Origin of the sequence: Pantoea sp. LS15, from assembly GCF_012241585.1 — a bacterium.
GTDB lineage: Bacteria > Pseudomonadota > Gammaproteobacteria > Enterobacterales > Enterobacteriaceae > Enterobacter.
Genome location: NZ_JAAVXA010000002.1, coordinates 297,466 through 321,825, shown reverse-complemented (window position 1 = coordinate 321,825; position 24,360 = coordinate 297,466). Strand labels below are relative to the sequence as shown.

Below are 24,360 nucleotides of genomic sequence, written 5' to 3'. Positions count from 1 at the left end.
TCTTGCTAAATAAGGAGTAAAAGCGCCCATGAATGCCGAAAAATCCCCGGTGTCTCACAACGTTGACCATGAAGAGATTGCCAAATTTGAAGCGGTGGCGTCCCGCTGGTGGGATCTCGAGGGTGAGTTCAAACCTCTGCACCGTATTAACCCGCTGCGTCTGGGCTATATCGCGGAGCGTTCCGGCGGTCTGTTCGGTAAGAAAGTGCTCGATGTCGGTTGCGGTGGCGGTATCCTGGCAGAGAGCATGGCGCGCGAAGGGGCGACTGTCACGGGTCTGGACATGGGCTTTGAACCGCTACAGGTTGCCCGTCTTCATGCACTTGAGTCCGGCATAAAGGTGGAATACGTGCAGGAAACCGTGGAAGAACACGCGGCCAAACATGCGCATCAGTACGATGTGGTGACCTGCATGGAGATGCTGGAACACGTTCCCAATCCACAGTCCGTGGTGCACGCCTGCGCAAAACTGGTGAAACCCGGTGGACAAGTCTTCTTCTCGACCATCAACCGTAATGGTAAAGCCTGGCTGATGGCCGTCGTCGGCGCAGAGTATGTGCTGCGCATGGTGCCGAAAGGGACACACGACGTGAAGAAATTCATTAAGCCTGCTGAGTTACTGAGCTGGGTTGACCAGACGTGGCTTAAAGAGCAACACATCACCGGTCTGCATTTCAATCCATTGACCGATAAATTCAAACTCGCACCGGGCGTGGATGTTAACTATATGTTGCATACAACCGCCAAAAACGACTAACGTCATCTGTAATTCTTATAAAGATTGCGCGACATCATGTTGCGCAATTCTGACCTCTCGTTGAAGAAATCAGCACTCGATCAAATTTTGAATTTTTTTTCTTAATTATTGACATGTCTTCCAGGCCTTACGGTACGAGGACTTACGCTTTTTTACCCTTTCACAACCTCAATTTAACGTCAAAATCAACCCTTGTGCTGAAAAGAATCGATACTAGAATACTCACCATATAGCGTTTTTCTTATCGCAAACCCCCTATATGTAGTATTTATCCACAGAGTTAGTCACAAGACGGATCTGTGGATAAACGGGGGATATTTTTTATTTCACGGACAGGTAAAACCCACATGAATCAGAGTCTGCTGGTGACAAAGCGCGACGGTACTACCGAGCGTATCAATCTGGACAAAATCCATCGAGTTCTCGACTGGGCAGCAGAAGGACTGAACAACGTATCTATCTCCCAGGTCGAACTGAAATCTCACATTCAGTTCTACGACGGCATCAAAACGTCTGATATCCACGAAACCATCATCAAAGCGGCAGCCGATCTGATCTCCCGCGAAGCACCGGATTATCAGTACCTCGCTGCACGTCTGGCTATTTTCCACCTGCGCAAAAAAGCCTACGGCCAGTTTGAGCCGCCTGCGCTTTACGATCACGTAGTGAAAATGGTTGAGCTGGGCAAATACGACACGCATCTGCTGGAAGACTATACGGAAGAAGAGTTCGAGCAGATGAACGGGTTTATCGATCACTGGCGCGACATGAACTTCTCCTACGCGGCGGTGAAGCAGCTCGAAGGCAAATACCTGGTTCAAAACCGTGTGACCGGTGAGATCTACGAAAGCGCCCAGTTCCTCTATATTCTGGTGGCCGCCTGCCTGTTCTCTAATTACCCACGTGACACCCGTCTGGAATACGTGAAGCGTTTCTATGATGCGGTTTCAACGTTCAAAATTTCTCTGCCTACGCCAATCATGTCTGGCGTGCGCACCCCTACCCGTCAGTTCAGCTCCTGCGTACTGATCGAGTGTGGTGACAGCCTGGATTCTATCAACGCCACCTCCAGCGCCATTGTGAAATACGTTTCCCAGCGTGCTGGTATCGGTATCAACGCCGGTCGTATTCGCGCCCTGGGCAGCCCAATTCGCGGCGGTGAAGCGTTCCACACCGGCTGTATCCCGTTCTATAAGCACTTCCAGACGGCAGTGAAATCCTGCTCTCAGGGCGGCGTACGCGGTGGTGCAGCAACCCTGTTCTACCCGATGTGGCACCTGGAAGTGGAAAGCCTGTTGGTACTGAAAAACAACCGTGGCGTGGAAGGCAACCGCGTGCGTCACATGGACTACGGCGTACAGATCAACAAACTGATGTACACCCGTCTGCTGAAAGGTGAAGACATCACCCTGTTCAGCCCGTCCGACGTCCCTGGCCTGTACGACGCGTTCTTCGCTGATCAGGATGAGTTCGAACGTCTGTACACCAAATATGAGAAAGACGACAGCATCCGTAAACAGCGTGTGAAAGCGGTAGATCTGTTCTCTCTGATGATGCAGGAACGTGCCTCTACCGGCCGTATCTACATCCAGAACGTTGACCACTGCAACACCCACAGCCCGTTTGATCCGGCTGTTGCGCCAGTGCGCCAGTCTAACCTGTGCCTGGAAATCGCCCTGCCGACCAAGCCGCTGGACGATGTTAACGACGAAAACGGTGAAATTGCGCTGTGTACGCTGTCTGCGTTCAACCTGGGTGCGATTAAGAGCCTCGACGAGCTGGAAGAGCTGGCCGTGCTGGCGGTTCGTGCGCTGGATGCCCTGCTGGACTACCAGGATTACCCAATCCCGGCCGCTAAACGTGGTGCAATGGGTCGTCGTACCCTGGGCATTGGCGTGATCAACTTTGCCTACTGGCTGGCGAAAAACGGCAAGCGTTACTCTGACGGCAGCGCCAATAACCTGACCCACCAGACGTTTGAAGCTATTCAGTATTATCTGATGAAAGCGTCCAACGAACTGGCGAAAGAGCAAGGTGCGTGCCCGTGGTTTAACGAAACCACCTACGCGAAAGGCATTATGCCGATCGATACCTACAAGAAAGATCTGGACGCGATTGTCAGCGAGCCGTTGCATCTGGACTGGGAAGGCCTTCGCGAGTCCATTAAGACTTATGGCCTGCGTAACTCTACGCTCTCTGCCCTGATGCCGTCTGAGACCTCTTCGCAGATCTCTAACGCCACCAACGGTATCGAGCCACCTCGCGGCCACGTCAGCATTAAAGCGTCGAAAGACGGTGTTCTGCGCCAGGTGGTGCCGGATTACGAGACGCTGGGTAACAACTACGAGCTGCTGTGGGAAATGCCAAACAACGATGGCTACCTGCAACTGGTTGGGATCATGCAGAAGTTTATCGACCAGTCGATCTCTGCAAACACCAACTACGACCCAACGCGCTTCCCGTCAGGTAAGGTACCGATGCAGCAACTGCTGAAAGACCTGCTCACTGCCTATAAATTTGGCGTGAAAACCCTGTACTATCACAACACCCGTGATGGTGCAGAAGACGCGCAGGACGACCTTGTACCGTCAATTCAGGACGATGGCTGCGAAAGCGGCGCATGTAAGATCTAATAAAGGGCGGGGATTTCCCCGCCTTTATTTCGTAAGACAGGACTCCAATTCATGGCATACACCACCTTTTCACAGACGAAAAACGACCAGCTCAAAGAGCCGATGTTCTTCGGCCAGCCAGTCAACGTGGCACGCTACGATCAGCAAAAATATGACATCTTCGAAAAGCTGATTGAAAAGCAACTCTCCTTCTTCTGGCGCCCGGAAGAGGTTGATGTTTCCCGCGATCGCATTGATTTCCAGGCGCTGCCGGAGCATGAGAAGCATATCTTCATCAGCAACCTGAAGTACCAGACACTGCTGGACTCCATTCAGGGCCGCAGCCCGAACGTGGCTCTGCTGCCGCTGATCTCCATTCCGGAACTGGAAACCTGGGTGGAAACCTGGGCGTTCTCTGAGACGATCCACTCCCGTTCTTACACCCATATCATCCGCAATATCGTTAACGATCCAGCGGTGGTGTTTGACGATATCGTCACCAACGAGCAGATCCAGAAGCGCGCAGAAGGCATTGCTCACTACTACGACGAGCTGATCGAGATGACCAGTTACTGGCATCTGCTTGGCGAAGGCCCCCATAACGTGAACGGCAAAACCGTTACCGTGAACCTGCGTGCGCTGAAAAAACAGCTGTATCTGTGCCTGATGAGCGTCAACGCGCTGGAAGCCATTCGCTTCTACGTGAGCTTTGCCTGCTCTTTCGCCTTTGCCGAACGCAAGTTGATGGAAGGTAATGCCAAAATCATCCGTCTGATCGCCCGTGACGAAGCCCTGCACCTGACCGGCACCCAGCACATGCTGAACTTGCTGCGCAGCGGCGTGGACGACCCGGAAATGGCGGAAATCGCCGAAGAGTGCAAACAGGAGTGCTATGACCTGTTCGTGCTGGCGGCTCAGCAGGAGAAAGAGTGGGCAGATTACCTGTTCCGCGACGGCTCCATGATTGGCCTGAACAAAGACATTCTGTGCCAGTATGTTGAGTACATCACCAACATCCGTATGCAGGCTGTCGGTCTCGATCTGCCGTTCCAGACGCGCTCCAACCCAATCCCATGGATCAACACCTGGCTGGTATCCGATAACGTGCAGGTTGCGCCGCAGGAAGTGGAAGTGAGTTCTTACCTGGTCGGTCAGATTGACTCCGAAGTTGATACTGACGACCTGAGCAACTTCCAGCTCTGATGACACGCGTAACGCTACGTCTTTCTGGCACCGAAGTGCTGTGTCAGGAAGAGCACCCTTCTCTGCTGGTGGCGCTTGAGGCGAACCAGGTGGAGGTTGAGTATCAGTGTCGTGAAGGTTATTGCGGCTCCTGTCGCTGCCGTCTGGTGACCGGCCAGGTGGACTGGCTGACCGAGCCGCTGGCCTTTATCAGTGAAGGGGAAATTTTGCCCTGCTGCTGCCGGGCAAAAGGCGATATCGAGATCGAGATGTAAAAAAAGGGCCTTACGGCCCTTTTTCTATTTTAAGAACGTCACCGCTTTATCCGGGAAATCCGTAAACAGTCCGTCCACACCCGCCTGGTTATACAGCACGTCGTAAAGCTGATTCACGTCCGTGGCATACGGTGGCAACTGGTCTGCACGCACCGTGTACGGATGGACCTGCATCTTGCTGGCATGCGCCTCTTTCACCATCGCCGTCAACTTCACGTGCCCCGGCGTTGAGCCTTCCGCCACCAGCATGTGATAATCCGGCCCGATGCCATCGGCGTACTGCGCTATCTGCTTCATCGCACCCGGCTTAAACATCCAGTCGTAATTGTAGTTCACCCACTTCCCGTCCGGTTGCTTCTCCTGGGTTTCGTTCCAGTCGGTATAGGCAATCAGCTGTACCAGATTGAGATCCATCCCCCTCTTCGGCTCCAGTTCGGTTTTGATGCGCTTCAACTCAGCGGCGTCAAAACACTGCAGATACACCTTGTCCTTTTTGCTGGTGTATCCGTACTGCTTCAGTACGTCCAGCGTTTTGGCCGCAATGTCTTTCCCTTCCTGGTGGTGGAACCACGGCGCTTTGATTTCCGGGTAGATGCCGATGTTTTTACCGGTTGAGTGGTTCAGCCCCTGAACAAACTCAATCTCTTCCTGGAAGGTATGGATCCGGAAGTCAGATTTGCCCATCGGGAAGCGTCCCGGATAGACCTGCACCTTCTTGCCGTTTTCGATCTCAAAGCCTTCGGTAAATTTCAGCGAGCGAATTTCCGCCAGCGAGAAATCAATGGCGTAGAAACGGCCATCTTTGCGGGCACGGTCCGGGAAACGCTCCGCCACGTCCGTCACGCGGTCAAGATAGTGGTCATGCAGAACGACCAACTGGTCGTCCTTCGTCATCACCAGATCCTGCTCCAGGTAATCCGCGCCCTGCGCATAGGCCATCGCTTTTGCCGGGAGCGTATGCTCCGGCAGATAGCCGCTTGCGCCGCGGTGGGCAATAACGATTTTATCTGCCGCCAGCGCGGAGCCTGTCATCAAACCGGCTAGCAGCAGACCGGTGGCTAACTGAGTTAATTTCATCGCAATGCTCCTTATTGACGACGCGCCAGCACTTCAGCGTGGTGACGTTTTTCGCCGATCATCACAACAATCAGCAGCAGAACCGCCAGCACGCTACCGCCAATCATCACCATAAAACCGCCGTCCCAGCCGAAGAAGTCAACGGTATAGCCCACAATGGCGCTTGCCGCGACCGAACCGCCGAGGTAGCCAAACAGACCGGTAAAGCCCGCCGCCGTGCCCGCCGCTTTTTTCGGCGCCAGTTCCAGGGCGTGCAGACCAATCAGCATTACCGGGCCGTAAATCAGGAAGCCGATGACAATCATACAAGCCATGTCCACACCCGGGTTGCCCGGCGGGTTAAGCCAGTACACTACGGTGGCGATGGTCACCAGGGTCATAAAGAAGACGCCCGTTGCGCCACGGTTGCCTTTAAACACCTTGTCCGACATCCAGCCGCAAATCAGCGTGCCCGGGATCCCCGCATATTCGTACAGGAAGTAAGCCCAGGAGGATTTATCCAGCGCGAAGTGCTTCACCTCTTTCAGGTAGGTCGGAGACCAGTCCAGAATGCCGTAGCGCAACAGGTAAACGAACACGTTCGCCACCGCGATGTACCACAGCAGTTTGTTTGGCAGCACGTACTTCATGAAAATCTGTTTCGCAGTCAGCTCTTCTTCGTGCTTCTCGCTGTAATCATCCGGGTAGTCGTTTTTGTACTCTTCGATCGGCGGCAGACCACAGGATTGCGGTGTATCGCGCATCAGGGCGAAGGCAATAATCGCCACCAGAATAGCGCCAAAGGCAGGCATATAGAGCGCCGCGTGCCAGTCGTTGAACCAGGCCATCCCCAACAGGAACAGCAGCGGTGGAATACCGCCCCCCACGTTATGCGCACAGTTCCACACTGACACGATGCCGCCACGTTCCTTCTGCGACCACCAGTGCACCATGGTGCGTCCGCATGGCGGCCATCCCATCCCCTGGAACCAGCCACAGAGGAACAGCAGCACGAACATGATGGCAATACTGGAGGTTGCCCACGGCACAAAGCCCATAAACAACATCACCGCTGCCGCCAGGATCAGACCGGCTGGCAGAAACACACGCGGATTCGAGCGATCTGACACGGAACCCATGATGAATTTGGAAAAACCGTAGGCAATGGAAATTCCCGACAGCGCGAACCCCAAATCACCACGCGAAAAACCCTGCTCCACCAGATAAGGCATGGCGAGAGCGAAGTTTTTACGCACCAGGTAGTACGCCGCGTACCCGAAGAAGATCCCCAGGAAAATTTGCCAACGCAGACGACGGTATAGCGGATCAATTTCTGCCTCAGGCAGACGCGCACGATGCGGCGCGGGTTTGAAGATACTGAGCATGACAGCCTCCGTGGCCAGGTATTGAATTTACAGGGGTTTTACTGCCCCATACTCCAGAGAGGCGGCGATGTTAAGAAATCACGGTGATTGTTACTGTGAATCAACGCACAGATTGTTACAGAAATATGACAGAATGCGCAAAAAAGCGCATGAAATCACGTTTCACTTTCGAATTTCGCTCGTTTGTGTTCGAAATCAAACAAACCATAGTTTTCATGTGGCTAAATGGTAAAAAAACGAACACAGAGGGATGACAATGACAATTCACGATCCACGCTACAGCGATGTGATTATCATTGGCGGTGGTGCGACCGGTGCCGGCATCGCACGTGATTGCGCACTCAGAGGGTTGAGCGTCACGCTTCTGGAGCGCCATGATATTGCGACAGGTGCCACCGGGCGCAATCATGGCCTGCTTCACAGCGGTGCCCGCTACGCCGTTACCGATGGCGAATCGGCTCGTGAATGTATTGCCGAAAACCAGATCCTGCGGCGGATTGCTCGGCACTGCATTGAACCAACAGACGGCTTGTTTATCACGCTTCCCGAAGACGATCTCGCCTTTCAGGCTACCTTTATTACCGCCTGTCGCGCGGCGGGGATTCAGGCCGAGGCCATTGACCCGGACCTGGCGCGGCGCATTGAGCCCTCCGTCAACCCGATCCTGACAGGGGCGGTAAAAGTGCCAGATGGCACGGTTGATCCCTTCCGCCTCACGGCCGCCAACATGCTTGATGCCCGCGAACATAGCGCACGCATCCTGACCGGGCATGAAGTGACCGGGCTTATCCGGGAAGGGAACCGCGTCTGTGGCGTGCGGCTTTTTAATACGCAATATAACGAACACAGCGAACTGTATGCTTCCGTGGTCGTCAACGCGGCGGGGATCTGGGGGCAGCGGATTGCGGAGTATGCCGACTTGTCTGTTCGCATGTTTCCGGCAAAAGGCTCGCTGCTGATCCTCGACCATCGCATCAATAACCATGTGATCAACCGCTGCCGCAAACCGTCTGATGCCGATATTCTGGTTCCGGGCGATACCATTTCGTTAATCGGTACCACCTCAACCCACGTGGACTACAGCGAGATTGATTACAACCGTGTAACCGCCGAAGAGGTGGATATTCTGCTGCGCGAAGGGGAAAAACTGGCTCCGGTGATGGCGCAGACCCGTATCCTGCGCGCCTACGCGGGTGTGCGTCCGTTGGTTGCCAGTGATAACGACCCAAGCGGGCGCAACGTCAGCAGGGGCATTGTGCTGCTCGATCACGCTGAACGCGACGGCATGGAAGGGTTTATTACCATCACAGGTGGCAAACTGATGACCTATCGTCTGATGGCCGAATGGGCAACCGATGCCGTCTGCCGCAAACTGGGCAATACCGAGCCGTGCAAAACGGCAGAACAACCCCTGCCCGGCTCACGCCAGTCTACCGAGAAGACATTGCAAAAAATTATCTCCCTGCCCGCTCCCCTGCGCGGTTCGGCTATCTATCGTCATGGTGACAGGACGCCGGTCTGGCTGGGTGAAGGCCGCCTTAGTCGCAGCCTGGTCTGCGAGTGCGAAGCCGTAACCGCGGGAGAAGTACAGTATGCGGTGGAAAATCTGACCGTCAATTCTCTGCTCGACCTCCGCCGCCGCACCCGGGTTGGAATGGGCACGTGTCAGGGTGAATTGTGTGCCTGCCGTGCCGCCGGGTTATTGCAACGCTTTCATACCACCACCGCGACCCAGTCGCTCGATCAACTCAGTGCTTTTTTAAATGAGCGCTGGAAAGGCATTCAGCCTGTCGCCTGGGGCGATGCTCTGCGTGAAAGTGAATTTACCCGCTGGGTCTACCAGGGGCTTTGCGGACTTGAGAAGGAGCAACACGATGAAATTTGATACCGTGATCGTCGGCGGCGGGTTGGCGGGTCTGCTCTGTGGCATCAAACTCACGAAGCAGGGGCTACGCTGCGCCATTATCACCCGGGGCCAGAGCGCTCTGCACTTCTCGTCGGGCTCGCTGGATCTGGTGGACGAAACGTACCGAGAAAAACTTCCGCCAGAGCATCCTTATCACCTGACTGGCGCGCAGCATATTGATCGCTTTGCCCTGGAAACCGAAGCGTTATTGGGAGATTGCGGCGCACGTCTGCAGGGAAGCGCCAGGCAAAATCATCAGCGCGTTACACCACTCGGCACCCTACGCTCCGCCTGGCTCAGCCCGGAGGAGGTGCCCGTCGCACCGTTCAACTCAGCGCGTGTGCGGGTGGTGGGTATTAGCGGTTTTCTGGATTTTCAGCCCCATCTCGCGGCGGCATCACTTTGTCGCCAGGGGGTAAACGCTGAAACGGCAGAAATAGAGCTGCCTGAGCTTGATGTCCTGCGCGACAACCCAAGCGAGTTTCGCGCGGTGAATATTGCCCGTTTTCTCGATAATGAAGAGAGATGGCCGCTGCTGTATGAGGCGCTCAAACCGCTTGCAGAAGGGTGCGATGCGCTGTTTATGCCCGCCTGCTTTGGCTTAAACGACAATCGACTCTGGCGCTGGCTGTCCGATCGACTGCCCTGCACACTCGGTTTACTGCCGACGCTTCCCCCTTCGGTTCCCGGTATTCGCCTGCATACCCAGCTCCAGCGCAAATTTGTTGCGCAGGGTGGCGTCTGGATGGCGGGTGATGAGGTGAAAAAAATCACCCTGACTGACGGGGAAGTGAGCGAAATATGGACGCGCAACCACGATGATATTCCGCTTCGCGCCCGCTTTACGGTGCTGGCAAGCGGCAGTTTCTTCAGTAACGGGCTGTTGAGCAGTCGGGACGGCATCCGCGAGGCAATAATGGGGCTGGATGTCCGGCAAAGCGCCTCCCGCGCGGACTGGTATCAGAGTGATTTCTTCACGCCACAACCCTGGCAACAGTTCGGCGTCATTGTCGATAACCACCTGCACCCGCAACTTTCGGGTAAGTCTGTCAGGAATCTCTTTGCTATCGGCTCGCTTCTTGGCGGATATGATCCTATAGCCCAGGGCTGCGGTGGCGGGGTCTGCGCCGTCACGGCGCTGTATGTGGCCGAGCAGATTAGCCAGCGCATGGAGGCTGAACAATGAACGATACCCGTTTCGAAAGCTGCATTAAATGCACAGTGTGTACTACCGTCTGCCCGGTCAGCGGCGTAAATCCACGCTATCCTGGTCCGAAACAGGCCGGGCCAGACGGTGAGCGTCTGCGACTGAAAGACGGCAAGTTGTATGATGAGGCACTGAAGTACTGCATCAACTGCAAACGCTGTGAAGTTGCCTGCCCGTCGGATGTCAACATTGGCGACATTATCCAGCGCGCCCGGGCGCGTTATAGCACGCAAAAGCCATCATTGCGGGATGCCATTCTGAGTCACACCGATTTAATGGGGAGCATCTCGACACCGTTCGCCCCGCTGGTGAATGCCGCTACCGCGCTCAAACCGGTGCGCCAGTTGCTGGATACGACGCTTAAAATAGACCATCACCGCAGCCTGCCGAAATATTCTCACGGTACCTTCCGTCGCTGGTATAAATCCGTCGCGGCGCAACAGGCGCAGTATGCCGAACAGGTGGCGTTCTTCCATGGCTGCTATGTGAATTACAACCACCCGCAACTGGGTAAAGATCTGCTTAAAGTGCTGAATGCGATGGGGACGGGCGTTCAGTTGCTCAGTAAGGAAAAATGCTGCGGCGTACCACTGATCGCTAACGGATTTACGGATAAAGCGCGCAAGCAGGCCAAAAGCAATGTCACCTCACTGCGTGAAGCCATCGTCGACAAGGGGATTCCGGTGCTGGCCACCTCGTCTACCTGTACCTTCACCCTGCGCGATGAGTACCCGCATCTGCTGGACGTGGATAACACCGGGCTGCGTGAGCACATTGAACTGGCAACACGCTTCCTGTGGCGCAAACTGGATAGCGGGCAGACGTTACCGCTGGGGAAATTGCCGCTGAAAGTGGTGTATCACACGCCCTGCCACATGGAAAAAATGGGCTGGTCGCTCTATACGCTTGAACTGCTACGCTTAATTCCAGGGCTTGAGCTGACGGTGCTGGATTCCCGCTGCTGCGGTATTGCGGGAACCTACGGTTTCAAAAGTGAAAACTACGAAACGTCACAGGCGATTGGCGCCCCACTGTTCCGTCAGATTGAGGAAAGCGGCGCGGATATTGTGGTAACCGACTGCGAAACCTGCAAGTGGCAAATAGAGATGTCCACCAGCAAGCGCTGTGAACATCCCATCACCTTACTGGCGAAGGCTCTGGGCTGAACATGACCGGGGCGAGAAGCCCCGGCCAACGTTTTACTCAACGAACAGCGACTCGACAACGTTTATCCAGCCGTGCTCGCTGGCAACCTCTTTGCCATTCAACCAGCGGCGTAGCATGTTCAGCGCCATCATGGCGCAAACTTCCTGCCGTATCGCCAGACTGTGTCGGGTGATACTCATTTTTACCCTCAGGGCATACGTGCCTTCCGGTGTCGCCAGCGCAAAGTTAAGGTATTCCTCATCCAGCCCACCGACAAACAGTGCCAGCCCGGCAAAATGTTTCACCCTACGCTCAGAAGCCCAACGGGCAGTCTGTGCCAGCGTCTCCTGCTGGAACGGTACCACTTCGCTGGCCAGCAACGGTGCATTGACGCGCGATAACTGCAGCGCCAGCAGGCCGCCGGTGAATTGCTCGCTTAAGGTCACACTCAACTGGCGAGACTGCAGATGCTTCGCAATTTGTGCAGGCAGCCCCTCCGTTCCTTCAAAGATCAGGCTTTCACCCGCCACACGCTGCACCTCAGGCCAGAGTGCCAGCATCGCCGCTTTCTGCTCTGCAGGCCCCGTCAGCTTGAGTTCAATGATCGGCATGGAGGACCGATACCCCATTGATACGTCTGGCGGCAGTTGAAGGTGATCAAGACTCTGGGCCAGATCGCTTTCAGAGCGGCCAAAAGTAGTCAACCGTAGGCAAATCGGGGGTTCAGGCAGGGTAAAACGGTCGCGAAGGCGCGGCAGGATCTGCTGCTCAACCATCACTTTGAATTCTGAGGGTACGCCTGGCGTGAAGAACATCAGACAGCGGTTCAGTTGCATGGCAAATCCACATGCGGTGCCGACCGGGTTATCAACCAACTCAGCGCTGGCGGGAATTTCAGCTTGTTTGCGGTTGCTGGGTGCCATGACACGGCCGCGTTCGGAGAAAAAGCGTTCCATCTGCGCCAACCACGCCTCATGCAATACCAGCCCTTCACCTTTTGCTGTGGCGGCGGCCAGTGCGCTGAGATCGTCACTGGTGGGGCCAAGTCCGCCATTCACAATCAGCACGTCACACTGTTCGCTGCGCTCACGCAGGATATTGACCAGTGACTCAAGATTGTCGCCCACCGTGTTGCGTCGCGTTAACGGTAATCCTTGCTCAAAGAAAAGATCGGCAAGCCAGGCAGCATTGGTGTCGATAATCTGTCCATGCAGCACTTCGTCGCCGGTGGATAACATCTCCACGTTAATCATTATGTTCTCCCGCTTAAATAGTCAAAACACTATAACGCAAACGCGGGATGGAGAAGAGAGAAACTGGCGCGACAGAATGCCGCACCGGAGTGATTAGAAACCTGCGCTGACGCCCACGTACGGGCCGTCGGCCAGCGCGTTGTCGCGGTTGCCGTCTTTACCAGCCAGGTTCAGATAGCGATAGCCTGCTTCGATGGTAATTGGACGCATGATGGTCCAGCGCGCGCCGGCGTTGGCTTCTTCATAGCTTTCAATACCGCTGGAGAGCGAGTCCGGGGAATAGTAATACTCACCAAACAGACCGAAGCTGTCGCCAATTTTCCACTGCAGGCCACCACCCACCGCGGCCGCGTAACCTTCATCACCGTCATTCGGGTTGGTATAAATACCTTTACCGCCGACAGTGGCCAGGAATGGACCAAGAGGAATGTTCAGACCCAGGCCAAGGCTGGCTGCGTCGCCGTCGTCATCGTTATGCGTCCAGCCACCGGTCATTGCCAGACCGGACGTCTCGGTGCCTACGCCAAAGCCCAGGTGGGTGTAATCCTCACCCGCCGAGCCGTTAATGCTAATGGCGTTTGCCGCCGCAGAAACAACCATCAGGCCGAAGCCCAGTAATGCCACTTTTTTCATTGTCGTGATCCCGCACAATTTATAGAGAAGTCCCAAAAACGCGAGATTTTAACCGGAGTCTCCCGGGGATCAAGCACTCTGCGTGCGGCGGACAGGTAGATTGTAACGAATTAATACCGCGGTTTTTTTACGTGAGCAGCGGAAAGCGCATTTTTACGCTCAGTCCGCCTAATGTTTCGCTGCGGGTTAGTTGAAGGGGGCTGCGGTGCAGCCGGGCGATATCGCTCACCAGCGCCAGACCGATCCCGGACCCGGCAGCCTCTCCGACATTATCCAGCCGATGGAACGGCAGCATCGCCTGGTGGATCTGATCCTCTTCAATACCGGGGCCACTGTCTTCCACGCTCAGCTCAACGGTGCCCGCATCTATTCGCAGGGAAACGGTCACCATCCCTCCCGACGGGGTATATTTAATCGCGTTCTCCAGCAGATTGGCACACAGTTCTCCCAGCAGAACCTCATCGCCTTCAACCATTACCGCCTGTTGTACACCCTCATAACCCAGATCGATCGCCTTGCTGCGCGCCTGGGCCAGCCGTGAGAAACAGCAACTTTGTACCACCTGCACCAAATCCACAGGCGTAAAATGACGCTCCCCCTGCTCTTTACGTTTCACTGCCGAAAGCTGTAACAACCGCTCTGTGAGTACAATAGTGTCATCCAGAGTCGCATTCATCGCCCGCAGACTCTCCTGCCACAGCGCAGGATCCTGGCGAGTCAAGGCGACAGAGACCTGGGTTTTGAGTACCGCCAACGGGGTTTTGAGCTGATGCGAAGCATCCGCATTGAAGCGTTCCTGACGCGAAAGCACACCACGCAGCCTGTCGATATAGCGGTTAAAGGCCACGATCAACAGCCGGGTCTCAGACCAGGGTAATAATTCCGGTAGCGGCGTGAGCAAGCCCGGCTCACGGCGTACCATCAGCGACGAAAGCTGGCGCATCGGGCGCAGTACGCGACGCAACATCCACGCAGTTAGCACCAGGGTCAGCAGCACCAGCAGCCCCTGGGAAACCCATGATGAAAAAAGCAACTGGCTGGCAAGATAACGGCGGGACTGGAGCGTCTCCGCGACGTAAATCTCGGCCATACCCATGATATTACCTTCATTGACGGGCTGCAGCAGACGCGCCACCCGAATCGCCTGCCCACGATATTCGGTATGGTAAAACCATGCCAGTGCCGGGTAGAGCGTAGTACGTGATGTCGCTGGCGGCATCTTCGGCAGATCGTCATAACCTGAGATCACCCGTCCGTCAGGGTCGACCACTTTATAGTAGAGCCGATCGTTCATATTGAGTTCAAAGCTGTCGAGAACCACCCAGGGCACATTTACCCCCAGCTTACCGTCATGAACGACCAGCCGTTCCGATATGGTGCGGGCAGAGGACAACAGCGTGCGGTCGTAAGCCTGCGTAGCCGCCTGCAATGCGCTGACATAGCTGTTAAAGGCTGAGAGCCCCCACAGTAACAGCAGTGGCAGACCGAGAAAAAGCAAGAGTTGCAGGTAAAGCGACTGCGGTTTAGCCCACTTCATCACCGCTCTCCAGCACATAACCGAGTCCCCGCAGGGTCGTTACCCGCACGCCGCTGCCGCTCAGCTTTTTGCGCAGACGATGGATGTAGAGATCGATGCTCTCCGGGCTGACATCATCGTTCAGACTGAACACCTGGTCGAAAAGCTGCTGCCGTGAGACAGGACGGGTTCGGCGAAGCATTAGCACCTTCAGCAGCGAAAGTTCACGCGGAGTGAGCGAAAGCGGCTCATCGCGCAGCAGAAAAAAGCCCTCATCATCATACTCCAGCTCCCCCAGACGCTGACGCTCCTGGGTGCGCCCCTCGCTTCTGCGCAGCAGAGCGCGTAGTCGAGCGTCAAGCTCCTCCAGCTCAAACGGTTTTGGCAGATAGTCATCCGCCCCGGCGTTCAGGCCCTTTACCCGGTCCGCCACATTGCTGCGCGCGGTGAGGAACAGGACTGGTAGCGTCTGCCCCCGCTTTCTGAGGCGGTGGACCACTTCGAGACCATCAAAGCCGGGCATGCCGATATCCAGAATAGCAACCGCGTAGTTTTCACTCTGCAGCAGATGGTCGGCGGCACGCCCGTCGGAGACGCAGTCCACGGCAAAGCCTTCCTGCACCAGCGCCTTCTCCAGCCAGTGAGCCAGCTCACGGTTATCTTCCGCCAGTAAGAGACGCATGTCACATCCTGTAAAGTTGGTGTCCCATTGAAAGGGAAATGAAAGGTTATTGTTTTAACAATCACGCAACGGAACCGCTACAAGGTGGTTCACATAATCAGAAAAAAACCGATACCCGTACCCCGGCGTGAGGATAAACAATGAAAAAACAATTACTTTCGACCCTTGCTGTAAGCGTGTTGATGATGAGTGCCTCTGTCGTTCAGGCGCAGGATGCGCCATCCCGCACCGAGTGCATCGCACCAGCCAAGCCGGGCGGCGGCTTTGATCTCACCTGTAAACTGATTCAGGTCAGTCTGCTGGAGACAAAGGCCATCGAGAAACCGATGCGCGTGACCTACATGCCTGGCGGTGTGGGCGCTGTGGCTTATAACGCCATCGTGGCGCAACGTCCTGCGGAAGCGGGCACGGTGGTGGCCTTCTCTGGTGGCTCACTGCTGAATTTGTCTCAGGGTAAATTTGGCCGCTACGGCGTGGATGATGTGCGCTGGCTGGCCACCGTCGGTACCGACTACGGCATGATTGCCGTGCGCGCGGACTCCCCATGGAAATCCCTGAAAGATCTGCTGACCGCCATGGAAAAAGATCCAAACAGCGTGGTAATTGGCGCAGGTGCGTCTATCGGCAGCCAGGACTGGATGAAAGCCGCCCTGCTGGCGCAGCAGGCCAAAGTGGATCCGCACAAGATGCGTTACGTGGCCTTTGAAGGTGGCGGTGAGCCGGTCACGGCGCTGATGGGGAATCACGTTCAGGCGGTTTCCGGTGATCTCAGCGAAATGGTGCCGTATCTGAGCGGGGATAAAATTCGCGTGCTGGCGGTCTTCTCCGAAAACCGTCTGCCGGGGCAGCTGGCGAACGTCCCAACCGCCAAAGAACAGGGTTATAACCTGGTCTGGCCGATTATCCGTGGATTCTTCGTCGGGCCAAAAGTGACCGACGCGGAATATCAGTGGTGGGTCGAAAGCTTCAACAAACTCCAGCAGACCGAAGAGTTTAAAAAGCAGCGCGATCTGCGCGGACTGTTTGAGTTCAACCTGACAGGTAAACCGCTGGACGAGTATGTCAAAAAACAGGTCAATGACTATCGCGAACAGGCGAAAGCCTTTGGCCTTGCCAAATAACCGGAGGGGATATGAGCGATCGTATTTTTGCCGGAATATGGCTGCTGCTCTGCATTGGCGGACTGTTCGTCGCCTGGCAGATCCACAGCGAATACAGTTATGAACCCGTGGGGCCACGCCCTTTTCCAATGGGCATTGTCGGCCTGATGCTACTCTGCTCAGTGGCCCTGCTGCTCCGCCACCCGGATACGGTGGAGTGGCCACCACGCCGCATTCTTCAACGTCTGCTGGTGATGGTAATAGTGCTGCTGATGTATGCCTGGGGTTTTGAGTGGCTCGGTTTCCCGGTTGCCACCGCCATCCTGACAATGGTGATTGGCATGCTGTTCAACGCCACCCTCCCCGCTGCGGGGATCTCAGGCGCCGTGATGGGGATTTTACTGTGGTACGCCTTTGACCGCCTGCTGGACGTGACGTTACCCCTCGGTGCATGGCTTAATTAACGGAGCACGCTATGGATACCTGGATTTATCTCTCACAGGGGTTCGCCGTGGCGATGACCCCGGAAAACCTGGTGATCGCCCTGATCGGCTGCTTCGTCGGGACCATTGTCGGCCTGCTTCCTGGTCTTGGGCCGATCAACGGTGTAGCCATTTTACTCCCGCTGGCATTTGCCCTTCATTTACCTGCGGAATCAGCACTGATCCTGCTCGCGACGGTCTATATTGGCTGCGAATATGGCGGACGTATTTCGTCAATATTGCTCAACGTGCCCGGAGATGCTGCGGCGATTATGACCGCACTGGATGGTTACCCGATGGCGCGACAAGGGCGCGGTGGTGTGGCGCTTTCTATCTCTGCGGTCAGTTCGTTCTTTGGCTCGCTGATTGCCATTGGCGGCATCATTCTGTTCGCCCCTGCACTGGCGCAATGGTCGCTGGCGTTTGGCCCGGCAGAATATTTTGCCCTGATGGTGTTTGCTATCGCCTGCCTCGGCAGCATGATGGCGCAAAATCCGCTGAAGTCGTTTTTGTCTGCGCTGATTGGCTTAGGGTTAGCCACTGTCGGCGTGGATGCCAACACCGGGGTGTATCGCTTTACCTTCGATAGTGTTCACCTGTCCGACGGCGTGCAGTTTATCGTGGTCGTTATTGGCCTGTTCTCTGTCTCTGAGATCTTACTGATGCTGGAACATACCAGCAGCGGACAGACGCTGGTGCGTAAAACCGGCCGCATGCTCTTTAGTGCCAAAGAAGGTGCACAGTGTATCGGCACCACGCTGCGCTCCTCAGTAATTGGCTTCTTTGTCGGTATTCTGCCGGGGGCCGGTGCCACGATTGCCAGCGCCATTACCTACATGACCGAGAAAAAGCTCAGTGGCAACAGCGACAGCTTCGGCAAAGGGGATATTCGCGGCGTTGCTGCGCCTGAGGCAGCCAATAACGCTTCGGCCTGCGGCTCGTTTATTCCCATGCTGACGCTCGGTGTTCCCGGCTCCGGTACCACGGCGGTGATGATGGGGGCTCTGACGCTCTATAACATCACTCCGGGGCCGGCCATGTTTACCGAGCAGCCTGACATCGTCTGGGGGCTGATTGCAGCGCTGTTGATCGCCAACGTGATGTTGCTGGTGATGAATATCCCGCTGATTGGGCTCTTCACCCGCATGCTGACGATCCCGCTTTGGTTCCTGGTACCTGCCATTGCGGCCGTCTCGGCGGTTGGGGTGTATGCGGTACACAGCACCACCTTCGACCTGATTCTGATGGTGGTACTGGGGGTGTTCGGCTACATCTTACGTAAAATGCACTTCCCGATGTCGCCGCTGATTTTAGGCTTTGTGCTGGGAGAGATGCTGGAGCAGAACCTGCGCCGCGCCCTGTCCATCAGTAATGGCAATATGTCCATCCTGTGGGGCAGCAGCGTGGCGAAGGTCCTGTTAGCGATGGCTATCATGGTCATTGTCGTACCACCGGTATTACGCCTGCTGCGTCGCCGCCAGCGTAAACCTGCGTCGGATATCGGTTGATTATCCTTTTAACAACGTCGTGACCCACTGTTTCAACGCCTGGCGGGAGATCTTAATCCCGCCATTTTTTAGCGCTGTCGGCAACACCAGCCAGTGAGCTGGCTGCTCAAAGCGAGCCAGTTTGTCCTGTACCCAGTTAGGGAAATGGGTAATATCCGTTCCCGGTTTGCACTCCACCACTGCCACCGGGCGCTGCCCAAACTCAGCATCGTCCAGCGGGACGATAAACACCTGGTTAATTTGCGGATGACGGGCGATAACCCGTTCAAGACTTTCAGGCTGGATCCCTTCTCCACCGCTAAAAAAGAGGTTGTCCATACGCCCCAGAATTGTCAGCCGGTCATCATGCCATTCACCGCGATCGCGGGTAGCGAACCAGCCCTGCTCATTCGTCAGCGGGATCAACGCCCCGTCACGCCAGTAGCCTGAGGCCATGCTTTGCGCTTTGATCCAGACTTCACCATCAACCACCTGCACTTCTCTGCCCGGCAACACACGGCCTACATCCGGCTCGCCGTCAGCCTCTTTCGCACAGACAGTTGAAGCAAACTCCGTCAGGCCATAGCCACAGAAGGTGCGAACGCCCTGTTTTCGTGCTTCCTCTGTCAGTTCAACAGGAATTGCCGCTCCACCGAGCAGAACGGCTTTCAGCGCAATATGTTGCTGAGTGTTAAGCAGACGCCAGAGCTGTGTCGGTACCAGAGATGCGTGGGTACAGCCCTGCAGTGCCTGCTCAAGCGGCTGCTTTTCGCGAACGGTTAAACGTGCCCCGGTCAGCAACCAGCGCCATAAAATTCCCTGACCGGAAACATGAAACAGCGGTAGCGAAAGTAGCCAGTCATCGTCATCACCGTAGGGCATAAGTGACAGGACGCCTCGCGCACTGGCAAGATGGGCGGCGCAGGTATGAACCGCAGCCTTAGGCAGCCCGGTAGAGCCGGAGGTCAGCGTCATGGAGGCCAGCCGTGTGGGCTGCCACGTAACACGATATTCACCAGCGTGCTCGCGCATGTTCAGGGCAGGAAGACCATCGTAGGTGCCATTCAACACCAGCGCAAAGCGCAGTGTCATCTGCGGAAACAACACCTCCAGCAGATGACGCGGCAACTGCGGGTTAACGGGAAGAATACGTGCCCCGCACTGGAGCAGTGCCAACCACGCCATCAAGGTTTGCGGATGATTATGGGCCAGCAGCAGCACACCGTCGCCCTCTCCGACGCCCTGCTGCTGAAAACCTGCCGCAAGGCGGTCGACACGTGCACATAGCTGTTGCCAGGTAAGCACCTCATCGTTCAGCCTCAGCGCCGGCTTATCGGCAGCCTGCGCACACCAGTGCCGCCAGGGCCAGTCGGTAAAACTCATAGCAATGGCTCCAGCGCCTCAATATCAAGACACGGCAGCGAACTGTCCGGCCATTGGCGAATAAGCTGAGCCTGCATCAGGTTTAGCGTGTCGAGACCCGGGATCGTGTCTGGCGTTAACCAGGCAGAGATGCGTGCCAGTTGGGTCAACCCAAGGCTGGTTTCTATGGAGGAGCTGATCACCGCCGTCAACCCCAACGCATGTGCTGCTGCGACCTGCTCACGCACTTTCGCCAGAGTGCCAGTCAACGTTGGCTTAATCACTACCGCGCTGACGCCGGGCTCGGCGACAAATTCGAAATCCGCTTCGCGCAGGCTTTCATCCCAGGCGATAGCAATCCCCGTTTCCCGGGCAAACGCACGCGAATCATCGCGGGTTTTACACGGTTCTTCCAGGAAGGCAATGCGACTGCGGTAAGCCGGATTGACGTACTTCGCGAATTGCTGCGCCTTAAGTGGCGTCCACGCGCGGTTAGCATCCAGACGCAGATGCAGATCCGGGATCGCTTCCAGCAGGAGGTTAGCGACCATTCCATCTCGCACCGCTTCGTACAGGCCAACTTTGATTTTCGCCACTTTCTCACCGGGCATAGCGGAAAGCAGGGCGAACAGTTCGTCCGGATCGCCGGTGCAAAGCGGTGCCGCGCGGTAATTAGCCTCTTGAGGCAAACTACCGTCGAGCTCAGCCAGCGCACAGCTAATGCCAAAAGCCACGGAAGGAACGTCCGGCAACGCCGGATCTGCCCCATCACGCCACTCTCCGGCCCACGCAAGTATTGCAGACTGCGCGTCATCCAGCGACTCAAGGCTAAAGCCTGGCAGAGGTGAAATCTCCCCCCAGCCTTCCCGCTCACCCTGCTGCAGATGAACGAAGAAGCCGTCACGGGTTTTTAACCGCCGTTCACGCAGTACCACACCCGCGTCCATCGGTATCTGCCAGCGGTAAACCTGCGCGCGACGCATTACGGGTTCCGTTTGTATTTGCTGAAATCTGGCTGGCGTTTTTCGTTAAACGCGTTGCGCCCTTCCTGACCCTCTTCGGTCATGTAGAACAGCATCGTGGCGTTGCCCGCCAGCTCCTGCAGACCCGCCTGACCGTCACAGTCAGCGTTCAGGGCTGCTTTCAGGCAGCGCAGTGCCATTGGGCTGTTTTGCAGCATTTCACGACACCAACGCACGGTCTCTTTTTCGAGATCGGCAATCGGTACGACTGTGTTGACCAGCCCCATGTCCAGCGCTTCCTGAGCATTGTACTGACGGCACAGGAACCAGATTTCGCGGGCTTTTTTCTGCCCGACAATGCGCGCCATGTAAGAGGCACCCCAACCACCGTCGAAAGAACCCACTTTTGGACCAGTCTGACCGAAGATCGCGTTCTCTGCGGCAATAGTCAGATCGCACATCATGTGCAGCACATGACCGCCACCGATGGAATAGCCTGCCACCATCGCCACGACCGGTTTTGGACAGGTACGGATTTGACGCTGGAAATCGAGCACGTTCAGATGGTGTGTACCCGCATCATCCTGGTATCCGCCGTAGTCACCGCGCACTTTCTGATCGCCACCGGAGCAAAACGCTTTGTCACCTTCGCCGGTCAGAACAATCACACCGATGTTGTCGTCATAGCGCGCATCTGCCAGCGCCTGGATCATCTCTTTCACGGTCAGCGGACGAAAGGCGTTACGCACCTGTGGACGGTTGATGGTGATTTTGGCAATGCCGTCTGCGGATTTGTGGTAACGGATATCGGTATAACCTTCGGAGCAGTCTTGCCATTCAACCGGAGCATAGAGCATGTGTTCATCAGGATAGATCATAGAGAGTCCTTTATTCGAAGACGCAGTATCTGAGCCAGACACGCAGCAACTGCACCCGGGTTTTCCCGGTGGGCGTTGTGTCCGGCGTTGGGAATTGCATGGCGAACGGCGTTCAGTTCCGCGGCAAGGGCCGCAAACTTCTCATCATGTTCACCATATAAATATTCAAATGGGAAATTGCGGGCGCTGAGCGCGGCACGCAAATCAGGCTGCACGGCCAGCGACGTCGCCTCCAGCATCATCGCCAGATTCAGGCCATTGTTCAGGCTGCGCAAAGTAATCAGCGCTTTACGCTGGCTATCCGTCAGGGAGGCAAAGACGGGCTGTTGATACCAGTCAGTAAAGACTTTATCCAGCGGTTCAGTACGAAAACGCAGTGCCCAGCGGTGATCAGATACCCGCCGCGTGTTGCGCTCTTCGTCATCCTGCAGACCCGGATGCCCACCTTCCACAATCACCCCCTGCAGCCCCTGTGGCTGCTGGCAGGCATGGAACATCGCAATGCGGCCGCCGAGGGAGTACCCGATAAGCCAGAAGTTAAGTATGTTGTAACTAAGCAAGGTTCGGGTGAGCATTGTGCTCATCTCGTTAAACCCGGTCACGCCAATATTCCCGGATCCACCGTGCCCCGGAAGATCCAGGTACAGCCGGGGATAATTGCTGAGTTTCTCGCCAACCACCAGCCACTCGTGGCAATCCCCGGAGAAACCGTGCAAAAAGACCAGCCAGGGATAACCTGGATTTCCAGCCTTTTGCACACCCGAGAGGATCACAGCTGGCTCACCTGTGCCAGCAGGCTTTGCAGCATCTTCGCGCCGTCAGCATCATTCACCACCAGCTCAATCAGCGTTGCTCCCGGCTGTTTCCAGGCGTTGCTCAGCGCCATATCAAGCTGTTCCCAGTTTTCCGGGCGATGGTATTTCAGGCTGAACATCGCCGCGGCGTGTTCAAACTGGACATTCTGCGGCATCAGGTAAAAGCGCTCACGCTCGCTTTGCGGCGTTGGCAAGAGAGAGAAGATCTGCCCACCGTTGTTGTTGACCACTATCAGCACAAACGGGGCCGACGCCTGTCGTAGCAGCGCCAGCGCGTTGAGATCGTAGAGTGCGGAGAGATCGCCCACGATTGCCAGCGTCGATTTCGCGCTGGCACGCTGCACGCCAGCTGCCGTTGAGATCAGCCCATCAATGCCGCTCGCACCACGGTTGCTGTAAACCGGGTAACCCGCAGGCAGCTTCGAAAACGCGTCAATCAGGCGTACAACGAGGCTATTCCCGACAAACAGTTGTCCCTGCTCAGGCAGATACTGGCGAATACGGTGCGCCAGCCCGGCTTCACTCAATGCTTCACAGTGCGCTTTGGTGAGCTCCCACGCCTGACGCGAAAGCTCCGGTATTTCAACGGCCCAGGGCTTGCGTTTTTCCGCCGGATGGAGCGTAAGCCAGGTGTCGATACTGCTGACCAGACGACGCCCGCGATGGTGTGCCGGGTCGAGCCGTCCTTCCAGCGGATCCACCAGCCAGTATTCTTCCGGGGTGCACGTTGCTTGCCATTGCAGTAATCGCTTACCGGTTAAACTTGAACCAAGCTGGACAACAATCTGCGCCTGTGAAAGCTCAGTGACGGCTTTCGCATTCCCCAACCAGAGATCGGCACAAGGTAGCGGCTGACCGGTCTGGGAGAGCACGTCACCAATCAGCGGCCAGCCAAGTGTTTGCGCCCATTCAGCAACCAATTTGCCTTCGGCAGCGCTCATGCGCCCGGCGATAACCACGCCGCGTTTTTGCCGCCAGAAGAACCAGTCGCGTTGTTTAGCACTCTCAAGCTGTGTCTGCTCACTCAGCCACGGTTTTTCGCTTTCCCACCAATCACCGAGGGCGTGCTGCCACTCAAGACCGGTGTTGTCCAGTTCGCCGTACAAGGGTTCGGCAAACGGGCAGTTGATATGCAACGCCCCACTGCGCAATGTCTCCATGGCGTGATCGACGGTGGATACCAGCCAGCTTGCCGGGATATCCTGCGTGGGACGAGGCAACGAGATTGTCTGCGAAGGATGCGAGGAAAAGAGTCCCGGCTGACGAATAGCCTGATTGGCGCCACAGTCGATAAGCTCAGGTGGGCGGTCGGCCGTCAGCAGGATCAGTTTTTCACCGGTTAAACCGGCTTCAATCAGTGCCGGATAGAGGTTCGCCACGGCAGTACCGGAGGTGACAATCACCGCTACAGGCTCTTTGCTGACCTTCGCCAGCCCCAGTGCCAGATGGCCAAGACCACGTTCATCAAAATGGGTATGGTGAATGAAAGCCCGGTTTTCAGCGGCCGCCAGTGTCAGCGGCGTTGAGCGAGAACCCGGCGCAATACACACGTGCCTGACGCCATGGCGCGTCAGGGCTTCAAGGATCACCGCCGCCCAGCGCCGGTTAAAAGAACTTACTGACATGAGATTGTCCGGAATCAAGAATACGACACAGTATAAATA

The 24,360-nt window shown here is 56.1% G+C and carries 21 protein-coding genes; 10 read left to right on the top strand and 11 right to left on the bottom strand.

The window, feature by feature from the left end:
• Nucleotides 1-28: 28 nt before the first annotated feature.
• From ubiG to yfaE, 4 genes are all read left to right on the top strand, one after another.
• Nucleotides 29-757, top strand: a complete 729-nt coding sequence (ubiG, locus tag HED65_RS04980; protein ID WP_114977671.1) for a bifunctional 2-polyprenyl-6-hydroxyphenol methylase/3-demethylubiquinol 3-O-methyltransferase UbiG — start codon at nucleotides 29-31, stop codon at nucleotides 755-757.
• A 347-nt stretch (nucleotides 758-1,104) separates the two neighbouring features.
• The gene (gene nrdA, locus HED65_RS04975) at nucleotides 1,105-3,390 is read left to right on the top strand and encodes a class 1a ribonucleoside-diphosphate reductase subunit alpha (protein WP_114977670.1); all 2,286 of its coding nucleotides are present in this window, start codon (nucleotides 1,105-1,107) and stop codon (nucleotides 3,388-3,390) included.
• Between the two features lie 51 nt (nucleotides 3,391-3,441).
• Entirely contained in the window at nucleotides 3,442-4,572 is a 1,131-nt protein-coding gene (gene nrdB / locus HED65_RS04970; protein ID WP_114977669.1) for a class Ia ribonucleoside-diphosphate reductase subunit beta, read from the top strand.
• Complete coding sequence (yfaE, locus tag HED65_RS04965; protein ID WP_114977668.1) at nucleotides 4,572-4,826, top strand: class I ribonucleotide reductase maintenance protein YfaE; 255 nt, start codon at nucleotides 4,572-4,574, stop codon at nucleotides 4,824-4,826. The genes nrdB and yfaE overlap by 1 nt, the downstream gene beginning before the upstream one ends.
• A gap of 24 nt (nucleotides 4,827-4,850) precedes the next feature.
• Here yfaE and glpQ read toward each other — a convergent pair whose 3' ends face one another.
• Nucleotides 4,851-5,903: a glycerophosphodiester phosphodiesterase gene (gene glpQ / locus HED65_RS04960; RefSeq protein WP_114977667.1), complete on the bottom strand. Its 1,053-nt coding sequence runs from the start codon at nucleotides 5,901-5,903 to the stop codon at nucleotides 4,851-4,853.
• Nucleotides 5,904-5,914: 11 nt separating this feature from the next.
• Entirely contained in the window at nucleotides 5,915-7,267 is a 1,353-nt protein-coding gene (gene glpT / locus HED65_RS04955) for a glycerol-3-phosphate transporter (RefSeq protein ID WP_008500232.1), read from the bottom strand.
• Between the two features lie 256 nt (nucleotides 7,268-7,523).
• On the opposite strand from glpT, the gene glpA reads away from it, so the two are divergent.
• Genes glpA through glpC form a run of 3 tightly spaced genes read left to right on the top strand, consistent with a single transcriptional unit; the run spans nucleotide 7,524 to nucleotide 11,546 of the window.
• Nucleotides 7,524-9,152, top strand: a complete 1,629-nt coding sequence (glpA, locus tag HED65_RS04950) for an anaerobic glycerol-3-phosphate dehydrogenase subunit A (RefSeq protein WP_114977666.1) — start codon at nucleotides 7,524-7,526, stop codon at nucleotides 9,150-9,152.
• Entirely contained in the window at nucleotides 9,142-10,359 is a 1,218-nt protein-coding gene (gene glpB / locus HED65_RS04945) for a glycerol-3-phosphate dehydrogenase subunit GlpB (RefSeq protein ID WP_114977665.1), read from the top strand. Before glpA ends, glpB begins: the two co-directional genes overlap by 11 nt.
• Nucleotides 10,356-11,546 (top strand): anaerobic glycerol-3-phosphate dehydrogenase subunit GlpC, encoded by a 1,191-nt coding sequence (gene glpC / locus HED65_RS04940; RefSeq protein ID WP_114977664.1) that lies wholly within the window; start codon nucleotides 10,356-10,358, stop codon nucleotides 11,544-11,546. The genes glpB and glpC overlap by 4 nt, the downstream gene beginning before the upstream one ends.
• 33 nt (nucleotides 11,547-11,579) lie before the next feature.
• Here glpC and HED65_RS04935 read toward each other — a convergent pair whose 3' ends face one another.
• The 4 genes from HED65_RS04935 to tctD form a co-directional block, all read right to left on the bottom strand.
• Nucleotides 11,580-12,779, bottom strand: a complete 1,200-nt coding sequence (locus HED65_RS04935) for a nicotinamide mononucleotide deamidase-related protein YfaY (RefSeq protein ID WP_114977663.1) — start codon at nucleotides 12,777-12,779, stop codon at nucleotides 11,580-11,582.
• 93 nt (nucleotides 12,780-12,872) lie between these two features.
• Entirely contained in the window at nucleotides 12,873-13,412 is a 540-nt protein-coding gene (locus HED65_RS04930; protein ID WP_114977662.1) for a YfaZ family outer membrane protein, read from the bottom strand.
• 127 nt (nucleotides 13,413-13,539) lie between these two features.
• On the bottom strand, nucleotides 13,540-14,949 hold the full coding sequence (locus HED65_RS04925) for a sensor histidine kinase (RefSeq protein ID WP_114977661.1): 1,410 nt from the start codon (nucleotides 14,947-14,949) through the stop codon (nucleotides 13,540-13,542).
• Nucleotides 14,936-15,610 carry a transcriptional regulator TctD gene (gene tctD, locus HED65_RS04920; RefSeq protein ID WP_114977660.1) on the bottom strand — a complete coding sequence of 225 codons (675 nt, stop codon included), beginning with the start codon at nucleotides 15,608-15,610 and terminating at the stop codon, nucleotides 14,936-14,938. Before tctD ends, HED65_RS04925 begins: the two co-directional genes overlap by 14 nt.
• 140 nt (nucleotides 15,611-15,750) lie before the next feature.
• Here tctD and HED65_RS04915 point away from each other — a divergent pair, with 140 nt between their 5' ends.
• Genes HED65_RS04915 through HED65_RS04905 form a run of 3 tightly spaced genes read left to right on the top strand, consistent with a single transcriptional unit; the run spans nucleotide 15,751 to nucleotide 18,700 of the window.
• Nucleotides 15,751-16,731 (top strand): Bug family tripartite tricarboxylate transporter substrate binding protein, encoded by a 981-nt coding sequence (locus HED65_RS04915; RefSeq protein WP_114977659.1) that lies wholly within the window; start codon nucleotides 15,751-15,753, stop codon nucleotides 16,729-16,731.
• 11 nt (nucleotides 16,732-16,742) lie between these two features.
• Nucleotides 16,743-17,174, top strand: coding sequence for a tripartite tricarboxylate transporter TctB family protein (locus HED65_RS04910; RefSeq protein WP_114977658.1), 432 nt, complete (start codon nucleotides 16,743-16,745; stop codon nucleotides 17,172-17,174).
• An 11-nt stretch (nucleotides 17,175-17,185) separates the two neighbouring features.
• Complete coding sequence (locus HED65_RS04905; RefSeq protein ID WP_114977657.1) at nucleotides 17,186-18,700, top strand: tripartite tricarboxylate transporter permease; 1,515 nt, start codon at nucleotides 17,186-17,188, stop codon at nucleotides 18,698-18,700.
• Here the strand turns inward: HED65_RS04905 and menE are convergent, their stop codons facing one another.
• The 5 genes from menE to menD are packed head-to-tail and all read right to left on the bottom strand — an operon-like array spanning nucleotide 18,701 to nucleotide 24,321.
• Nucleotides 18,701-20,062: an o-succinylbenzoate--CoA ligase gene (gene menE / locus HED65_RS04900; protein WP_114977656.1), complete on the bottom strand. Its 1,362-nt coding sequence runs from the start codon at nucleotides 20,060-20,062 to the stop codon at nucleotides 18,701-18,703.
• The gene (gene menC, locus HED65_RS04895; RefSeq protein ID WP_114977655.1) at nucleotides 20,059-21,024 is read right to left on the bottom strand and encodes an o-succinylbenzoate synthase; all 966 of its coding nucleotides are present in this window, start codon (nucleotides 21,022-21,024) and stop codon (nucleotides 20,059-20,061) included. Before menC ends, menE begins: the two co-directional genes overlap by 4 nt.
• Nucleotides 21,024-21,881 (bottom strand): 1,4-dihydroxy-2-naphthoyl-CoA synthase, encoded by an 858-nt coding sequence (gene menB / locus HED65_RS04890; RefSeq protein WP_080328564.1) that lies wholly within the window; start codon nucleotides 21,879-21,881, stop codon nucleotides 21,024-21,026. Before menB ends, menC begins: the two co-directional genes overlap by 1 nt.
• The gene (gene menH / locus HED65_RS04885) at nucleotides 21,878-22,654 is read right to left on the bottom strand and encodes a 2-succinyl-6-hydroxy-2,4-cyclohexadiene-1-carboxylate synthase (RefSeq protein ID WP_114977654.1); all 777 of its coding nucleotides are present in this window, start codon (nucleotides 22,652-22,654) and stop codon (nucleotides 21,878-21,880) included. Before menH ends, menB begins: the two co-directional genes overlap by 4 nt.
• The gene (gene menD / locus HED65_RS04880; protein WP_114977653.1) at nucleotides 22,651-24,321 is read right to left on the bottom strand and encodes a 2-succinyl-5-enolpyruvyl-6-hydroxy-3-cyclohexene-1-carboxylic-acid synthase; all 1,671 of its coding nucleotides are present in this window, start codon (nucleotides 24,319-24,321) and stop codon (nucleotides 22,651-22,653) included. The genes menH and menD overlap by 4 nt, the downstream gene beginning before the upstream one ends.
• Between the last annotated feature and the right edge of the window lie 39 nt (nucleotides 24,322-24,360).

Coding starts and splice junctions, on each gene's coding strand:
- ubiG (WP_114977671.1), top strand. CDS start 29: ATGAATGCCGAAAAATCCCCGGTGTCTCACAACGTTGACCATGAAGAG.
- nrdA (WP_114977670.1), top strand. CDS start 1,105: ATGAATCAGAGTCTGCTGGTGACAAAGCGCGACGGTACTACCGAGCGT.
- nrdB (WP_114977669.1), top strand. CDS start 3,442: ATGGCATACACCACCTTTTCACAGACGAAAAACGACCAGCTCAAAGAG.
- yfaE (WP_114977668.1), top strand. CDS start 4,572: ATGACACGCGTAACGCTACGTCTTTCTGGCACCGAAGTGCTGTGTCAG.
- glpQ (WP_114977667.1), bottom strand. CDS start 5,903: ATGAAATTAACTCAGTTAGCCACCGGTCTGCTGCTAGCCGGTTTGATG.
- glpT (WP_008500232.1), bottom strand. CDS start 7,267: ATGCTCAGTATCTTCAAACCCGCGCCGCATCGTGCGCGTCTGCCTGAG.
- glpA (WP_114977666.1), top strand. CDS start 7,524: ATGACAATTCACGATCCACGCTACAGCGATGTGATTATCATTGGCGGT.
- glpB (WP_114977665.1), top strand. CDS start 9,142: ATGAAATTTGATACCGTGATCGTCGGCGGCGGGTTGGCGGGTCTGCTC.
- glpC (WP_114977664.1), top strand. CDS start 10,356: ATGAACGATACCCGTTTCGAAAGCTGCATTAAATGCACAGTGTGTACT.
- HED65_RS04935 (WP_114977663.1), bottom strand. CDS start 12,779: ATGATTAACGTGGAGATGTTATCCACCGGCGACGAAGTGCTGCATGGA.
- HED65_RS04930 (WP_114977662.1), bottom strand. CDS start 13,412: ATGAAAAAAGTGGCATTACTGGGCTTCGGCCTGATGGTTGTTTCTGCG.
- HED65_RS04925 (WP_114977661.1), bottom strand. CDS start 14,949: ATGAAGTGGGCTAAACCGCAGTCGCTTTACCTGCAACTCTTGCTTTTT.
- tctD (WP_114977660.1), bottom strand. CDS start 15,610: ATGCGTCTCTTACTGGCGGAAGATAACCGTGAGCTGGCTCACTGGCTG.
- HED65_RS04915 (WP_114977659.1), top strand. CDS start 15,751: ATGAAAAAACAATTACTTTCGACCCTTGCTGTAAGCGTGTTGATGATG.
- HED65_RS04910 (WP_114977658.1), top strand. CDS start 16,743: ATGAGCGATCGTATTTTTGCCGGAATATGGCTGCTGCTCTGCATTGGC.
- HED65_RS04905 (WP_114977657.1), top strand. CDS start 17,186: ATGGATACCTGGATTTATCTCTCACAGGGGTTCGCCGTGGCGATGACC.
- menE (WP_114977656.1), bottom strand. CDS start 20,062: ATGAGTTTTACCGACTGGCCCTGGCGGCACTGGTGTGCGCAGGCTGCC.
- menC (WP_114977655.1), bottom strand. CDS start 21,024: ATGCGTCGCGCGCAGGTTTACCGCTGGCAGATACCGATGGACGCGGGT.
- menB (WP_080328564.1), bottom strand. CDS start 21,881: ATGATCTATCCTGATGAACACATGCTCTATGCTCCGGTTGAATGGCAA.
- menD (WP_114977653.1), bottom strand. CDS start 24,321: ATGTCAGTAAGTTCTTTTAACCGGCGCTGGGCGGCGGTGATCCTTGAA.